Origin of the sequence: Comamonas sp., assembly GCF_009360615.1 — a bacterium.
GTDB lineage: Bacteria > Pseudomonadota > Gammaproteobacteria > Burkholderiales > Burkholderiaceae_C > Comamonas.
Genome location: NZ_SPEY01000025.1, coordinates 1 through 16,263, shown reverse-complemented (window position 1 = coordinate 16,263; position 16,263 = coordinate 1). Strand labels below are relative to the sequence as shown.

The following is a 16,263-nucleotide window of genomic DNA, read 5'->3' as shown; positions in this document are numbered from 1 at the left end:
TCTCGCGGCTGCTTGCATTACTGCTATTTTTTTGAGAAGTTAAGGACTTTGCACCATGGTTTGCGCGCAGTTAAGTTTAGGGAGCTTCTCGGTTGACAGTGCCTCATCACCTGATTTATGCACAGATCTGGCGAAGCAGACTCCGCCGGCACATCCCTGCCGGCCGATCCTCCCGAAGCGCCAAGATCTCCTATAAGTATTTGTTTTCCATATATTAATTACCCCAACCTCCAGGGTTCCTGAAGACTTCCGGATATGAACCGGACCGGCCTGCAGCATTGGCGCATATTTTTCCTCACAAAGTTATCCACAGAGCGCAAAGCCTTGGCAGGCCTCAAAATCTGCTATAGCTCTGAGGAACTGCTGACCCGGCAGCGCCTTCCCTCACTCCACCCCATGTCCCATATCGTTTACGTTGCCGTCCAGACACCTGCCCATAGCGCCGTAGGTGACCTGTTGAGCTACGGCAGCGCCACATCGCTGGAGCCTGGCACGCTGGTACGTGTTCCTCTGGGAAAAAGGGAATTGCTGGGCGTGGTCTGGGACACGCCCAGCGCCCCCGCCGCCATTCCCGACGGGGTGGAACTGCGAAGCATTGCAGGGCTGCTGCAAGGCATAGCGCCGATGAACCCGGCCTGGCGACGACTGGTGGCCTTTGCCGCTTACTATTACCAGCGCAGCCTGGGCGAGATCGCCGTCGCCGCACTGCCTCCCCAGCTGCGGGAGATGTCGCCCGAGCAGTTGGCACGGCGGCTGGCTCCGCCCAAGACACCGACCGGAAGGCGCAAGAAGTCGCAGGCCGCTGAGGCAGCACCGGCGTGCACCGAGACGGTGGCTCGCCCGCACGGCATCGACGGCGAGACGCCCTTGGTCGCACTCAGCACCGAGCAGTCCTCGGTTTTCGGGCAGATTGCGCAAAACCCCGGCCCGTTCCTGCTCTATGGCAGTACCGGCAGCGGCAAGACCGAGGTCTATCTGCGCGCCGTGCAAGCCATGCTGGATGCCAGACCCGAGGCGCAAGCCCTGGTGATGGTGCCAGAGATCAATCTCACGCCACAGCTGGAAGAGCGCTTCATCGCCCGTTTCGCCCCCCGGTATGGCAAGGAGGCCGTGGTCAGCATGCACAGCGGCATGACCAACCCGCAGCGGCTCAAGAGCTGGCTGGCCGCGCACACGGGACGCGCCCGCATCGTGCTCGGTACGCGCATGGCCATTTTTGCCAGCGTGCCGCAGCTGGCACTGATCGTGGTCGATGAAGAGCACGATGCCAGCTACAAGCAGCAGGAGGGCGCGCGCTACTCGGCACGCGATCTGGCCATCTGGCGCGGCCGCGATGCCGGGGCCAAGGTCATTCTGGGCAGCGCCACGCCATCGCTGGAGAGCTGGCATGCCTCCGACCCCGGAGTCGGCCGATACCTGCGCCTGCACATGCCCAGCCGCATCGGGGTGGACGGCACAGGAGCAGCCGGTCAGCCCAGGGTGAGACTGGTAGACATGGGCCAGCAACCCAGGCGCGCCGTGTTCTCGCCACCGCTGATCGAGGCCATTACCGGGCGCATCAAGCGCGGCGAGCAAAGCCTGATACTGCTCAACCGCCGCGGCTTTGCTCCCGTGCTGTTCTGCGCCGACTGCAGCTGGAAAAGCGACTGCCCCCACTGCAGCGCCCACCAGGTCTTTCACAAGGCCGACCGCACGCTGCGCTGCCACCACTGCGGCTTTACCCAGCGTGTGCCGTTTGCCTGCCCCAGCTGCGGCAACCCCGACATCCTGCCCCTGGGCAAGGGCACGGAGCAGCTGCAGGAAGAGCTGGAGCGACTGCTGCGCAATGTGCAGCGCCCCGACGGCAATCCCGCCCGCGTGGCGCGCATCGACGCCGACACCACCAAGGCCAAGGGCAGCCTCGAGGAGCAACTGGCCCAGGTACATGCCGGCGATGTGGATGTGCTGGTCGGTACCCAGATGGTGGCCAAGGGCCATGACTTTCGGCGCATCACGCTGGTGGCCGCCGTACAACCCGACAGCGCGCTCTACTCCAGCGACTACCGCGCTCCGGAACGGCTGTTCTGCCTGCTGATGCAGGCCGCCGGACGCGCCGGGCGGGATGCGCAATATGTAAAGGCGCAGGGCAGCCACCCGGAGATGTGGATCCAGACCCACGACCCTCAAAATGCCGTCTATGCCGCACTGCGCAAGCATGACTACCCGGCGTTTGCCAGACAGCAGCTCAAGGAACGCCTGGACGCCGGCATGCCGCCCTACGCCTTCCAGGCCATCGTCCGGGCCGATGCGCGCACCCAGGAGGCCGCCCAGGCCTTTCTGAGTGCCGCCACCCAGGTCGCCAGAGAGGCCCGCCTGCCTTACCTGGACGAGGTATTCATCTATCCGCCCATCCCCATGGCGGTGCAGCGCGTGGCCAATGTGGAGCGTGCGCAGATGCTGCTGGAAGCCGGCAACCGCAGCGCGTTGCTGCGCTTTCTGAATGCCTGGCAACAGTACCTGCACTGGCTGCGCGGTCTGCCTGAACACAGGCCGCTGGTGCGCTGGCTGGTGGATGTGGATCCGCTCAGCATCTAAAGCCGTCAGAAGCATAAGGGTTTTAAGTCTTCAACCCTTTACCCATAAGCGCTGACAGCTATCAATTTATATAAACCGCAGCTGCCTGGCAAATCCATCGGGATTTGCGCGAATGGGCAAAACGGCATGGCTATTGCATGGTGTGAGGCTCGGCTCCACAAGAGGCCGTTTCATTCAATCACGGAGCACTACTTCATGCAAAAACAAGTCTTCCGCCAGTCCTTGCTGGCCGCCACCATCGCCGTTCTGGGCATTTTCTCCGCCCCCGGCGCAGCCCTGGCGCAGGATGCGTCGCCGGCGGCCGCCCAGGCGGCCCAGGCTCAGACGGCCAAGCCCAATGTGGTGGTGCTGGCCACGGGCGGCACGATAGCGGGTGCAGGTGCCTCGACCGTCAACAGCGCCACCTACACGGCCGCCAAGGTCCCTGTGGACAAGCTCCTGGCCGGCCTGCCCGAGCTGACCCAGATCGCCAACGTGCGCGGCGAGCAGGTGTTCCAGATCGCTTCCGAGAGCTTCACCAACGACAACCTGCTGACCCTGGCCAAGCGCGTCTCGCAACTGTCCAAGCAGTCGGATGTGGATGGCATCGTCATCACGCACGGCACGGACACGCTGGCCGAGACCGCCTACTTCCTGAGCCTGACCGTGCACACCGACAAGCCCATTGCCGTGGTCGGCAGCATGCGACCGGGCACGGCCCTGTCCGCCGATGGCGCGCTGAACCTGGTCAACGCCGTCAGTGTGGCGGGCTCCAAGGACGCCAGGGGCAAGGGCGTCTTCGTCACCATGAATGACGAGATCAACACCGCCCGCGATGTGAACAAGGACATCAACATCCAGACCGCTGCCTTCAAGAGCCAGTGGGGTCCGCTGGGCATGGTGGTCGAGGGCAAGAACTACTGGTTCCGCGCCCCCGTCAAGCGCCACACCATGAACTCCGAGTTCAATATCGACAACATCGACAAGCTGCCTCAGGTAGACATCGTCTATGCCTATGGCAGCGTCCAGCCCACGGCCGTGAACGCCCTGGTGGATGCCGGCGCAAAGGCCATCATCCATGCCGGCACCGGCAATGGCTCGGTCGCAGACCGCATGGTCAAGCCGCTGCAGGATGCACGTGGCAAGGGCGTGCTCATCGTGCGTTCTGCACGCGTGCCGTACGGCTTTGTGCTGCGCAACGCCGAGCAACCCGACGACAAGTACGACTGGGTGGTCGCCCACGACATGCGCCCCGAAAAAGCACGCCTGCTGACCATGCTGGCGCTGACCAAGGGCGCCAACACCAAGGATTTGCAGCGGATGTTCTGGGAGTATTGAACACGCCCCCTGAGGCGCTTCGCGCCGTCCCCCTCTCCCTTCGGAAGGGGGACGGCCCCCTAGGTGCGGGACGCCCCTTCCTCGGTGTCTCCTTGTTGGGGTGTGCCTGATTGGCGGCTTTGAGCCGAAACAGCGGCTTGCGCTGACTGGTCTTGCGCAAGCCGCTCTTGTTTTCGCTAGGTCATCAGGGCCACAGCGGCAGAGAAGGTCAGGAAAGCCAGACTGGTGGAGACCAGAATGATTCTGGCGATGCGACCGCTGTGGGCGCCGTAGCGCTCGGTCAGCAGCGAGACATTGCTGGCGGAAGGCAGGGCTGCCAGCAGCACCAGCACCACCAGGGTTTCGTGCCGGAGCGGTAAGCCCATGGCGATCGCCGCCAGTCCGACGGACCAGACCAGCAGCGGATGGACGACCAGCTTGGCCAGTGCGATCGGCACATAGTCCCTCGCAGCCACGCGTTCGTGGCTGTTCATCTGCGAGCGCGCCAGCACGGCCCCGATGGTGAACAGGGCCACCGGCGAAGCCGCTGCGGCCAGCATGGCCACGGTCTTGTCCACGGGGCCGGGCAATACCCAGCCCATGGCCGACGCCAGACCGCCCAGCAGAATCGACCAGGGCATGGGATTGGCAGCCATGCCCCTGAGCGAATTGCGCACCGCCGGCCAGACGCCTTGCCCCCCCGCCGGATCGAGCCGGGACAGCGCAATGCAGGCCGAGGTGGTGACGACCATGTCGATGGCCATGGTCACGATCACCGGCCCGGCGCTGTGTGCGCCCAGCAGTGCCGCCAGCATGGGCACGCCCATGAAGCCGGTGTTGGGAAATGCGGCCACCAGGGCGCCGAACGCGGCATCGCTCCAGCCCAGGCGTCGGCGCGTCAACAGCACGGTCACGCCCACCATCACCGCCGCACAGACCAGATAGACCACAGAGACGTTGATGTCGAGCAGCTGATGAATCGGTGTCTGCGCGCCGAAGCGGTACAACATGCAGGGCAGCGCGAAGTACAGTACGAACGCATTGAGGCCCGCAATCGCCGACTGGGGCAGAATGCCGCGCCAGGTGGCGGCAAAGCCGCAAGCCACCAGTGCAAAGAAGGGAAAGGTGATGAGTAAAACGGACAGCACCGACAAATTGTGACAGCGCCACGCCGTTCCCCTCTCGGGGCCTTCGATGAAAGTTTTTCAGTGCAGACCTGCCCGAAAACAAAGCCTGCGCAAGGCAGGCTCCGGGGACAGGTGCCAGGACAGCACCTCAGAGCTTGAGCTCCTTTTCCACATCGGCAGTCTTGCGGCGCGCCAGCGCCAGGTTGGCGCGGGCCTTGTCCAGCACCAGGTAGAAAAACACGCCGTCATTGGCGGCCACAGGACGGATGATGTGATATTGCTTGCCCAGGGTGATCAGGATATCGTCGATCTGGTCGTTGAGATTGAGCATGCGCATGGTCTTGACCTTGGCGCGCACGACCTCGGTGTTGCCGGCCGCAGCCAGCTCCATATCCACGCCACCTCCGGCGCTGCCCATCAGCATGCCGCTGGCGCTGTCCACCAGAGCGCCACAGACGGCGCCGTCGGTGGTCATCAAAGCATTCAGACAATCCTGGATAGAGGCCATAAATCCACCTTTTTGAAAGAACAAGACAAGGAACCCGTGCGCCCGCAGGCGCACTCGCTCGGACTCAGAACGCCTGCCCACCTGCGGTCAAGGCGGCAGGTACCCTGTGGCAACCTCGCCGGCCGCCCAGAGCGCGCGACCCAGCAAGGCGTTCTGATCGACCACCAGACAGAGAACGGCCGGAAAGGTGCCATTCACCGCCTGGAAGACCACCGTGCCTGACTCCGTCTCGAAGGTCAGGCGCCTGCAATCCCGGTGACCGATTTCGTTGGCCACGGCCCTGGCCATGGCCATCAGCGAGCCCGCCATGGCCGACAGCCGCTCGGTCGGCAACTCGCTGCGAATGCGCAGCGCAGCAATCTCGAAGCCATCAGGGGTACAGAGCAAGGCAATGTGGACGCCTGGAACCGGAGCAACCACGCGCGCCAGGATTTCCTGGCCTGCCTGTACCGCATGGGCCGGAATCACGAGGGAGGTGTGGGTATTCATAGGGTCTGACTTTGCAAGGACAGCAGCGATGCCAGCACGCTCAGGGCATCCAGCATCTGCTGGCGATCACGGGGATCGGCGTCGACCAGCGGGGTGATGCCATGGCCTTTGGCAACCAGCGCCGAGCTGAATGCCTCCAGCCCTGCTACGCTGGCGCTGCGACAGCTGAGAATCACCACCACAGGAGCCTGGTCCAGCGTCTCTATCCCGGTCAGCATCTCGCTGGCGTAATCCGCCGCGCCCGCATCGTTGACGTCCACCATCAGCAGCACGCCCACCGATGCCGAGAGCACCCAGCGGCGCACGAAATCGAAACGGTCCTGGCCGGGACTGCCGACCAGTTGCAGCCGCTCGCCCGAACCCAGATCGATCTCGCCGAACTCCGCCCCGACCGTGGTGAACTCCTTGCCGTGCGCCGCCCTGTCCAGGTTGCGCACATCGCTGCCTGCCATGAACTGCCCGCACAGGCTGCGCAGCGCCGTGGTCTTGCCGATGCCCATCGGCCCCAGCAGACTCACCCTCAGCAGCCCCCTGCCGGGCTGCATGGGCACGAAAGATGTCATGTGCGTCCTCCCCGGCTGATCCAGCCCGTCAGTCTGCTGACCCATTGCAGGGTCACCGAAGCGGCGGGCTGCCTGGCGGTGCTTGATTTCCGAGTGCCAGCCAGCTCCCCGGCGCCAGGCAGACTGCAGCGCAGGACGGGCTGAAGCTGAGGCAGGGACAGCAGGGTCGATAGCTGCGGCATCTCGATGCCGGCGTGCTCCGCCAGCGATCTGGCGTCGATCGGCCCGCGCGCGAGCAGCGCCAGCACGCGCAGGTTCTGTGCGCTGTTGGCGCTGCCAGGCAAGGCGACCCAGGACTTGATCTGAAAGCGGTGCGGACAGTCCACCCCCTGCTGCTGAAGCTCCTGAAGGGCACGCTGCAGCGACAGAGGCGCATCGGTCCTGTGCCTGGCTCTCCAGTCCATGAGAAAGACCGCTGCGCGATCGAGCATGTCGATGAGGTCGGACAGGGTGAATTCCGCGTCCAGATGTACGGCCCAGCCCTGGGAAGAGCGTCCCAGCGGCTGCATGGCCGGCTCGCCGCCGAGATAGACCACGCAAGGGGCTCTCGCCTCTGCTCCGGCAAGCAAGGTCTCCAGTCCTTCGATCACCAGCACTTCGGCCGCGTGGCATGGAACCTGTCGCCATGCGGAAAGTGACTGCCGCGCCGCCACGGCGAAAAGCGCCTCGAAGCGCTGCTGCACGGCAGGCGTGCAAAGCTCTGCGGCCAGGCTCACTTCACCGATGGTTCTCGCCATGCACAGCACCCTGACGGTTGAGGAAAGGCAATGAATCCCTTCTGCCATCGAGAATTCGCTGGCGCTATCGGGATCAGGGCCGGAGTTGATGCAATCTTCGCGCTACACAACTAACACCTTCTTACATTAATTATTCAGGCAACCCAGACGCACACGTGTAGGCGAAACGCTCACGGAATCCCTGTTTTTTGTCAGTTGTGAGGACTGTCCTCGGGGTTCTTCACAGTGAAGCGGTATGCTCCCAGTCCTTGTTTTTGATGATGGGTCACTCTGCGTCATGTCTGCTGGTCTCAACCTCGCTCAGCTCCAGGCCGTGCATTACACCGACGGTCCATGCCTTGTTCTGGCAGGTGCCGGCTCGGGCAAGACCCGCGTGATTACGCACAAGATAGGCCGCCTGATCGAAACCGGTCTGGCACCACGCCGCATTGCCGCCATCACCTTCACCAACAAGGCCGCCGCCGAAATGCGCGAGCGCGCCGCAGGCCTGATAGGCCGCCAGGCCAAGGACGTGCTGATCTGTACCTTCCACTCGCTGGGCGTGCGCATGGTGCGCGAGGACGGCCACATTCTGGGGCTCAAGCCCCAGTTCAGCATTCTGGATACCGACGACGTCACCGGCATCCTCAAGGACTGCGCGGGTGGCACCACCGATGTGGCGACGGCCCGCCAGTGGCAATGGACCATCAGCGGCTGGAAGAACCAGGGCTGGGACAGCCGCAAGGCCCTGGCCATGGCACAGGATGACAACGAGCGCAGCATCGCTCTCATCATGCAGCGCTATGAAGAGCGGCTGACCGCCTACCAGAGCGTGGACTTCGACGACTTGATCGGCATGCCCATGCGCCTGCTGCGCGGCCACCCCGAAGTGCGTGAGAAATGGCAACGCCTGCTGGGCCACGTGCTGGTGGACGAGTACCAGGACACCAATGCCACGCAATACGAGCTGCTGAAATTCCTGGTGGGCGAGCGCGCCCACTTCACGGCCGTAGGAGACGACGATCAGTCGATCTACGGCTGGCGCGGTGCCACGCTGGACAATCTCAGAAAGCTGCCCGTGGACTTTCCGCAGCTCAAGGTCATCAAACTGGAGCAGAACTACCGCTCCACCAGCGCCATCTTGCGCGCCGCCAACAATGTGATCGGACCCAACCCCAAGCTGTTTCCCAAGACGCTGTTTTCGGAGCTCGGCGAGGGCGAACCCGTGCGCATCGTCGACTGCGATACCGAAGAACACGAGGCCGAGCGTGCCGTGGCCCGCATCCAGAGTCTGCGCGCCACCCTGAACCCGCAGCCCGCGTGGAAGGACTTTGCCATCCTCTATCGCGCCAACCACCAGGCCAAGCCTTTCGAAAAGGCCCTGCGCAAGGCCAACATCCCCTACAAGGTCTCCGGCGGTACCAGCTTTTTCGACCGCGCCGAGATCAAGGACCTCTGCGCCTGGTTCCGCCTCTGGATCAACAACGACGACGATCCGGCCTTTCTGCGCTCCATCGGCACGCCCAGGCGCGGCATCGGTCACACCACGCTGGGCAAGCTCGGGGAGTTCTCCGCTGCGCACAAGCTCAGCATGTTCGGCTCGCTGTTCAATGCGATGCTCCCGGAGGCGCTGCCGCGCAAGGCCTTCGAAAGCCTGCTGGAATTCGGCCGCTACATCAACGACCTGGAATACCGCGCCCGCCACACCCTGGGCTTTGAAGCCTCGCGCAGCTTTCTGATCGACTGGCTCCAGGAAATTGGCTACGAACAGTATCTCTATGACAGCGAAGACAGCGAATCCGTCGCCGCCGCGCGCTGGAGCAATGTGCTGGAGTTCTGCGACTGGATGGCCCAGCGTGCCGGCGGCCAGATCGAAGATGCCGCAGGTGCCGGCACCGGCACCCAGACCGAGGTCAAGAGCCTGCTGGAGGTCTCGCAGAACATCGCCCTGCTCTCCACCATCAGCGAGCGGGAGAAGGAGCAGGACATGGTCGTGCTCTCCACACTGCATGCCTCCAAGGGACTGGAATGGCCCCATGTCATGCAGGTCGGCGTGACCGAGGGCATGCTGCCGTTCAAGCTCGACGATGACGACGGCAAACAGCAAAAGGTCAGCGATGAAACGGCAGCGCGGCTGCAGGAAGAGCGCCGCCTGATGTATGTGGGCATCACCCGTGCCCAGCGCACGCTGGCCGTGAGCTGGACCAAGCGCCGCAAAAAAGGCCGCGAAATGGTGGCCTGCCAGCCCAGCCGTTTCATCAAGGAGATGGGCCTCGATGCGGCCACGGCCAGGGAAGACCCGCGCGAGAAGCTGCGCAAGCTGCGCGAGGAATTTGCCGCACGCAAGAACCAGGCGGCGCCGGGCGCCGCTCACTGAAGACCCGAGATGACTTCAAGAACTCTTATTTTCATCGCAGCAAGCGCTTTTTGCTTCAACGCGTTTGCCCAGATCGACTCGAGATCGGCCAGCACCTGCCCGCCAGATTGGCAGATGAGCGACCGGCAGCTGCAAGGGGAGTGGACAGCCTCCGTGGCCGGCGGCGAGGAAACCGCCCGCATGGTGCTGGGCCCGCATCCGGACTGGGAAGGCAATGTCAAGGGCCGCATCAGCCGCCCGGGCAGCAGCCATCCCATGGTAGGCGACGTGAACGAGGGCACGGTCACGCTCGAAGAAAGCGCAGACGGCTCACGCATCACCGGAACCTGGCTGGGCGAGGTGGTCGATGGCAGCTGCGGTACAGAAATTCACGGCAATTACCAGGAGGGCGAAAATGCTCCGCCACGCGCGTTCATCATGCGCAAGGCCCGGCCCTGAACAGGGCTGGGCCTTGCCAACCGCAGGCTGCCTGCGCATCGATTGATCCCATGAGTATCCGCTTATTCACCCCGCTCCCCCTGAGCCTGAGCATAGGCCTGACGCTGGTCGGCGGCCTGAAGCCAGCCGCCGCAGGCAGCGCGGAATTGCCGCCCCCCGAAAGCTGGCAACAATGCGCTGCCACCACCAGCAACTCCGACCGACTGGCCTGCTTTGATGCCTGGGCGCTGCAGCAACGCCCGGCCACGGCTCCACCTGCCACAGGATGGAGCGCGCCAGCGGCAGGCGCACAGGCGGCATCGACCTCCGGGTCGGCAAGCGGCACCTTGCCCGCCAGCACGGTCGCAGTAGCCGACAGCGGCCTGGGCCTCTCGCCCACCAACGGCGGCTGCCGCGACCCGCGCTACACCGAGGTTTCGCGCTACTACGAGCTGGAGCCTGGCACGGACTGCGGCACCTTCAACTTCCGTGGCTATCGTCCGATGTCGGTCTCCGTGGTCGTGGGCAACGAGGTCAATCAGCAACCCTATTCGCCCAGCCGCGGCCTGGCGACCGAGCAGCCTTACCAGAAGCACGAGATGCGACTGCAGCTCTCGGCACGCACCAAGATTGCTTCCGGCCTGCTGACCGGCCCCACCTCGTCGGGCAAGGATTCGCTGTGGTTCGGTTACACCCAGCAGTCCTACTGGCAGTTGTTCAACGGCGATATCTCGCGCCCCTTCCGCACCACCGACCACGAGCCCGAGGTCTTCTACGTCTACCCGACGGACGCCCAGCTGCCGCTCGGCTGGCGTTGGCGCTACTCGGGCATCGGCATCGCGCACCAATCGAACGGCCAGAGCAACCCGCTGTCGCGCAGCTGGAACCGATGGTATCTGATGACCGGCGCCGAGCTGGGCAACCGGTGGCAGCTGCATCTGAAAGCCTGGCAACGCATGAAGGAAAGTGCGCTTGAAGACGACAACCCCCGCATCCAGGACTACATTGGCCGCGGTGAAGTCAAGCTGGGCTGGAACGTCAACGAGCAGAACTACCTGGGCCTGACCGCACGCGGCTCGCTGGGCCAGGGCAAGGGTTCCGGACGCATCGAGTGGCTGCGCACCCTGGGCGAAGGATGGAACGGCGGCAAGAGCAATCTGCGCCTGCATGTGCAACTGTTCAGCGGCTATGGCGACAGCCTGGTCGACTACAACAACAAGCGCACGGTACTCAGCGTGGGCCTGAGCCTGCTGGACTTCTGAGCGCCTCCTCGGGACCCCGCCCGGGCAGCTCCGCGCCTGCCCCGGGGCAACGGGCCACGGAACGTGTCCGTCGCTGCATCGCCGACCTTGCCCGGTGCCGCCAGGCTTGCGGCAGGCCGGCTCTATCGATCGCAGGCATCCATGGCGGAGCTCTCATCTTTCATAGCCCGCAGCGCCTGCGCCCTGTCGACGTCAAGCCCTTGAGAGGCTGGAATTCAATGAGCGCAAGCACTGGCAGCCTTCCAATCAAAGTCACTCGGGCACCACGGCCGTGACCTCGATCTCCACCTTGGCTCGATCCTCGATCAGGGCCGCCACCTGCACGGCCGTCATGGCCACGCTGAATGAACCGATCAGCTCTCGATAGGCCTTGCCGATCTCGACCTGCTGCGCCAGGTACTCTTTCTTGTCGGTGATGTACCAGGTCATGCGCACGATATGTTCTGGCCTGGCACCACCAGCCCGCAGCACCTCGACAATGTTTTGCAGCGCCTGTCTGGCCTGCTGTGCGAGGTCGTCGCTATGAAAGCGCCCCTCGGCGTCCCAGCCAATCATTCCTGCGACATAGATCTGGCGGCCGCTCACCGACACGCCATTCGCATATCCCTTGGGCCGGGGCCAGCCCGGCGGCAGCAGTACTTGCATGTTCAACTCCTGTTTTCTGTTGGATTGGATGAACTCAGCCAGCGTTCGATGGCGCGGCGAATCGGTGATGGCGCGGTAATCGCCTGATGGGTCTGAAGACTGGTGAAGACCAGCACCTTGCGCGCCGTCACGCGCAGTTGTCCTTCTGGGCCGGTGCAATCGACGTCGAGTGTGAGCGAACGATTGCCCAGGCTGGCGACCGAAAGGCCCAAGGCCACGGTTTCCCCCATGCGGGTAATGGCGCGGAAATCGCACTCCAGGTGCACGATGGGCAGGCCCACCCTGTCCTTTTGCAGCATGTCCGCATAGCTCAGGCCAAGTGCATTGTTGAACCAGTCTTCCACCAGTCCGTTGAACAGCACCAGGTACTGCGGAAAGAAGATGATGCCCGCCGGGTCGCAGTGCGCAAAACGGATCGGCACCTGCGTCACAAAGCGTTCTGAAACCATTGGCACTTCATTCATACCCAAGCTGCTCTTTCAACGGAAAGTGCCAGAAACGCCCGTCGCCCAGGCACGGGCTGCTCAAAAACAGATCCATCAGGCTTCATGCAGACGAAAGCGCTGCAACTTGCCTGTGGCCGTGCGCGGCAGCTGATCGACGAACTGCACCGCCCGTGGATACTTGTAGGGGGCGACCTGGCGCTTCACAAAGTCCTGCAGCTCCATGACCAGGGCATCGCTGGCCACATGGCCGGCGCGCAGCACCACGAAGGCCTTGACGATCTGGCCACGCTCGCTGTCGGCCACGCCGATCACCGCGCATTCGGCCACGGCAGCGTGCTGCATCAGGGCCTCCTCGACTTCGGGCGAGGCAATGTTGTAGCCGGAGGAGATGATCATGTCGTCGGTACGCGCCTGATAGACAAAATAGCCATCCGCATCCATCAGATAGGCATCGCCCGTCAGATTCCAGCCCTGGCTCACATACTGGGCCTGACGGCTGTCGTTGAGATAGCGGCAACCCGTCGGGCCCTGCACGGCCAGCTTGCCCACGGTCCCCGGCGCGACCTCCCGGCCCTCTTCGTCCACCACCTTGGCACGGTAGCCGGGAACGGCCTTGCCGGTGGCACCGGGTCGCGCATCCTCTTCACGGTGCGAGATGAAGATGTGCAGCATCTCGGTGGAGCCAATGCCGTCGATGATCTCGATGCCGGTCGCATCCTTCCACAGCGCCCGCGTGGAGGCGGTCAAAGCCTCGCCTGCCGACACGCATTTGCGCAACCGGGTGCGGCGAACACGCTCGCCCTGCTGGGCCATCACGCGATAGGAGGTCGGCGCGGTGAACACCACGGTGGCGCCGAATCTTTCAATGCCGTCCACGAGCTGCGCGGGGCCGGCCTTCTCCAGCAAGGCCATGCTGGCACCGATGGACATGGGAAACAGCACCTGTCCGCCCAGCCCGAACGTGAATGCCAGGGGCGGGCTGCCGATGAACACATCGTCGGCGTTGGCGCGCAGCATGTGCACAGGCCAGCAGGCGCAGACCGCCATCACGTCGCGATGGAAATGCATGGTGGCCTTGGGCACGCCCGTGGTGCCCGAGGTAAAGCCCAGCAGACAGGTGTCCGTGGCCGCAGTATCCACGGCCGTGAAGCTGGCGGACGCCGCCCGCATGAGCGGCTCCAGTGCATCCGCAGCATCGCCTTGGCCGTTGAAGAACAGAACCTTCTGCAGCCGCTCGGCTTTTTCCTGAGCCCCCTGCACCTCGCTGCGCAAGGCCTCGTCGCACAGCGCATGGCTGATCTGCGCAATCTCGACAATCGCCGACAGCTCCTTGGCGCGCAGCAGCGGCATGGCCGCCACCGCGATCCCGCCAGCCTTGACGACACCAAACCAGCAGGCCACCATCATCGGATTATTGGGCGCGCACAACAGGACGCGGTTGCCGGGCACCAGGCCAAGCTGCCGGGTCAGCACGTTGGCAATGCGGTTGGCTTGGCCCTGCAGCTCGGCATAGGTCCAGCGCACTCCCTCGGCCTGAATGCACAGGCGATCGCCCCGCCCTTGCGCCACATGCCTGTCGAGCAGCTCCATGGCGCAGTTCAGGCGCTGCGGGAACTGCAGCTCGGGCAGCTCGAAGAGGAATTCGGGCTGCAGCTCGGCGGGCGGCAGATTGTCAGCGGCAAAGGTATCGATATGCGCGGTGTACGACATGGCTCACACTCCTTCCGACCCAGACAGGCGGATGCTGCTTTCAGCAATGGTTTTTGATGAGGTCGCGCCCGATGATGAGCTGCTGCACCTCGGTCGCACCTTCGTAGATGCGCAGGGCCCGGATCTCCCTGTAGAGCCGCTCCACGGGCTGCTCGCTGACCACGCCCAGACCGCCCCAGATCTGCACGGCGGCATCGATCACCTGCTGGGCGTTTTCCGTCGCCGTCATCTTGGCCATGGCCGCTTCGCGCGTCACGCTCTCGCCCTGGTCGCGCAGCCAGGCTGCGCGGTAGGTCAGCAGCGCTGCGCTGTCGATCTGCGTGGCCATCTGCGCCAGCTTGGCCTGGGTGAGCTGGAAGTCGGCCAGCACCCCGCCGAACATCCTGCGGCTGGTGGCACGCTGCAAGGCCTCGTCCATGGCACGGCGCGCAAAGCCCAGCGATGCGGCAGCCACCGAGGTTCGGAATACATCGAGCGTGCGCATGGCGACCTTGAAGCCTTCGCCGGCCGCGCCCACGCGCTGCGCTGCAGACACGCGGCAGTTGGAGAACTTCAGGCGCGCCAACGGGTGCGGTGCGATGACGTCGATGCGCTCGGCCACTTCAAAGCCCGGTGTGTCGGCATCCACAATCAGCGCCGACAGGCCACGCGACCCCGGAGCCTCGCCGGTGCGCACAAAAACAACATAGAAGTCGGCGATGCCGCCGTTGGAGATCCAGGTCTTCTCGCCGTTGATCACATAGTGATCACCTTCGAGTCTGGCCTCGCAGGCCATGGCAGCCACGTCCGAGCCGGCATCGGGCTCGGACAGTGCAAAGGCCGAAATCGCCTCCCCCCTGGCCACCCGGCTCAGATAGCGCTGTTTCTGCTCGTCGCTACCCGCCAGGGAGATCGCCCCCGAGCCCAGACCCTGCATGGCAAACGCAAAGTCGGCCAGACCGCTGTGACGCGCCAGCGTCTCCCGGATCAGGCAGATGGCTCTGGTGTCGATCTGCTCTCCTGCGCCGCCATGGACCTCTCCCGCAACCGCATGCCGCAGCCAGCCGGCCTCGCCCAGGGACTTGACCAGTTGCCGGCATTCGGCATCCACGTCGGGGCCGTGGGCTTGCGTGATGTTCTGCCGGGCCCAGGCATCCAGCGATTGCGCCAGACGGGCGTGATGGGCTTCAAAGAAAGGCCACTTCAGATAGCTGGTGTCCGCCATATCAGTTTCCTTCAAAGACCGGCTTTTGCTTGGCCACGAACGCGTGATAGGCACGCGAGAAATCCCCGGTCAGCATGCACAGGGCCTGGGCCTGGGCTTCGGCTTCGATGGCCTGCTCTATGGTCATGGCCCATTCCTGGTGCAGCATGGTCTTGGTAATGCCGTTGGCAAAGCTGGGACCGGCAGCCAGATCGGCGGCCAGCTTCTGCGCCTCGGCCAGCACGCTCTCAGGTTCGCTCAGACGGTTGAAGAAACCCCAGCGCTCGCCCTCCTCGCCACCCAGGCTGCGTCCCGTATAGAGCAGCTCGCTCGCACGCCCCTGACCGATGATGCGCGGCAGCATGGCGCAGGCGCCCATGTCGCAACCCGCCAGCCCCACGCGGTTGAACAGGAATGCGGTCTTGCTGCGCGCAGTGCCCAGGCGCATGTCCGAGGCCATGGCCATGATGGCCCCAGCCCCCGCACATACGCCATCGATTGCAGCAATGATGGGCTGAGGGCAGGCACGCATGGTCTTGACCAGCTCGCCCGTCATGCGGGTGAACATCAAAAGCTCGGGGGCCTTGAGCGCGACCAGCGGACCGATGATTTCATGCACATCGCCACCCGAGCAGAAGTTGCCGCCGGCGCCGACCAGCACCACGGCCTTCACATCCTGCGCCCACTTGAGCTGGTGAAACAGGTCGCGCAGCTCGGCATAGGAATCAAACGTCAGCGGATTCTTGCGCTCCGGACGATTGAGAGTGATGGTTGCCACGCCATCCTGCACCTGCCACTGGAAATGCGTGGCCCGATAGCCCGCCAGCAGCTTGTGATTGCCAGCTTGCAGGGCTGGATCGATTGCATATTCGCTCATGTCTGCCTCCAAAAATCCGGGTCACATGACTTCGCCACCAGCGACGGCTATGGCTTGCCCAGTAATACTTGAT

At 64.0% G+C, this 16,263-nt stretch carries 15 protein-coding genes; 5 read left to right on the top strand and 10 right to left on the bottom strand.

The features are described 5' to 3' along the window. Nucleotides 1-396: 396 nt before the first annotated feature. Both priA and E2583_RS09145 read left to right on the top strand, forming a co-directional pair. Complete coding sequence (priA, locus tag E2583_RS09150) at nt 397-2,574, top strand: primosomal protein N' (protein ID WP_291595078.1); 2,178 nt, start codon at nt 397-399, stop codon at nt 2,572-2,574. A gap of 195 nt (nt 2,575-2,769) precedes the next feature. Next, nucleotides 2,770-3,891 (top strand): asparaginase, encoded by a 1,122-nt coding sequence (locus E2583_RS09145; protein ID WP_291595076.1) that lies wholly within the window; start codon nt 2,770-2,772, stop codon nt 3,889-3,891. 176 nt (nt 3,892-4,067) lie between these two features. Here E2583_RS09145 and E2583_RS09140 read toward each other — a convergent pair whose 3' ends face one another. The 5 genes from E2583_RS09140 to E2583_RS09120 all read right to left on the bottom strand — a co-directional run bounded on the left by E2583_RS09140 (nt 4,068) and on the right by E2583_RS09120 (nt 7,294). Continuing rightward, nucleotides 4,068-5,018, bottom strand: coding sequence for an AEC family transporter (locus E2583_RS09140; protein ID WP_291595074.1), 951 nt, complete (start codon nt 5,016-5,018; stop codon nt 4,068-4,070). Nucleotides 5,019-5,145: 127 nt separating this feature from the next. Then, on the bottom strand, nt 5,146-5,505 hold the full coding sequence (locus tag E2583_RS09135; RefSeq protein WP_291595072.1) for a hypothetical protein: 360 nt from the start codon (nt 5,503-5,505) through the stop codon (nt 5,146-5,148). An 87-nt stretch (nt 5,506-5,592) separates the two neighbouring features. Then, entirely contained in the window at nt 5,593-5,994 is a 402-nt protein-coding gene (locus E2583_RS09130; protein ID WP_291595070.1) for a roadblock/LC7 domain-containing protein, read from the bottom strand. Next, nucleotides 5,991-6,557 carry an ATP/GTP-binding protein gene (locus E2583_RS09125; protein ID WP_291595068.1) on the bottom strand — a complete coding sequence of 189 codons (567 nt, stop codon included), beginning with the start codon at nt 6,555-6,557 and terminating at the stop codon, nt 5,991-5,993. The genes E2583_RS09130 and E2583_RS09125 overlap by 4 nt, the downstream gene beginning before the upstream one ends. Beyond that, the gene (locus E2583_RS09120) at nt 6,554-7,294 is read right to left on the bottom strand and encodes a hypothetical protein (protein ID WP_291595066.1); all 741 of its coding nucleotides are present in this window, start codon (nt 7,292-7,294) and stop codon (nt 6,554-6,556) included. The genes E2583_RS09125 and E2583_RS09120 overlap by 4 nt, the downstream gene beginning before the upstream one ends. Nucleotides 7,295-7,571: 277 nt before the next feature. On the opposite strand from E2583_RS09120, the gene E2583_RS09115 reads away from it, so the two are divergent. From E2583_RS09115 to E2583_RS09105, 3 genes are all read left to right on the top strand, one after another. Next, on the top strand, nt 7,572-9,650 hold the full coding sequence (locus E2583_RS09115) for an ATP-dependent helicase (RefSeq protein ID WP_291595064.1): 2,079 nt from the start codon (nt 7,572-7,574) through the stop codon (nt 9,648-9,650). 114 nt (nt 9,651-9,764) lie between these two features. Further along, complete coding sequence (locus E2583_RS09110) at nt 9,765-10,088, top strand: hypothetical protein (protein ID WP_291595062.1); 324 nt, start codon at nt 9,765-9,767, stop codon at nt 10,086-10,088. Between the two features lie 50 nt (nt 10,089-10,138). Continuing rightward, complete coding sequence (locus E2583_RS09105; protein ID WP_291595060.1) at nt 10,139-11,329, top strand: phospholipase A; 1,191 nt, start codon at nt 10,139-10,141, stop codon at nt 11,327-11,329. Nucleotides 11,330-11,581: 252 nt separating this feature from the next. On the opposite strand, the gene E2583_RS09100 is transcribed toward E2583_RS09105, so the two are convergent. The 5 genes from E2583_RS09100 to E2583_RS09080 form a co-directional block, all read right to left on the bottom strand. Further along, a complete protein-coding gene (locus E2583_RS09100) occupies nt 11,582-11,974 on the bottom strand; it encodes a RidA family protein (RefSeq protein WP_291595058.1) in 393 nt (130 codons plus the stop codon). A 2-nt stretch (nt 11,975-11,976) separates the two neighbouring features. Further along, the gene (locus E2583_RS09095; RefSeq protein ID WP_291595056.1) at nt 11,977-12,438 is read right to left on the bottom strand and encodes a thioesterase family protein; all 462 of its coding nucleotides are present in this window, start codon (nt 12,436-12,438) and stop codon (nt 11,977-11,979) included. Between the two features lie 75 nt (nt 12,439-12,513). Continuing rightward, complete coding sequence (locus E2583_RS09090) at nt 12,514-14,130, bottom strand: benzoate-CoA ligase family protein (protein WP_291595054.1); 1,617 nt, start codon at nt 14,128-14,130, stop codon at nt 12,514-12,516. A 40-nt stretch (nt 14,131-14,170) separates the two neighbouring features. Further along, nucleotides 14,171-15,334, bottom strand: a complete 1,164-nt coding sequence (locus E2583_RS09085) for an acyl-CoA dehydrogenase family protein (protein WP_291595053.1) — start codon at nt 15,332-15,334, stop codon at nt 14,171-14,173. A 1-nt stretch (nt 15,335) separates the two neighbouring features. Next, complete coding sequence (locus E2583_RS09080) at nt 15,336-16,190, bottom strand: enoyl-CoA hydratase family protein (RefSeq protein ID WP_291595051.1); 855 nt, start codon at nt 16,188-16,190, stop codon at nt 15,336-15,338. Nucleotides 16,191-16,263 lie beyond the last annotated feature (73 nt).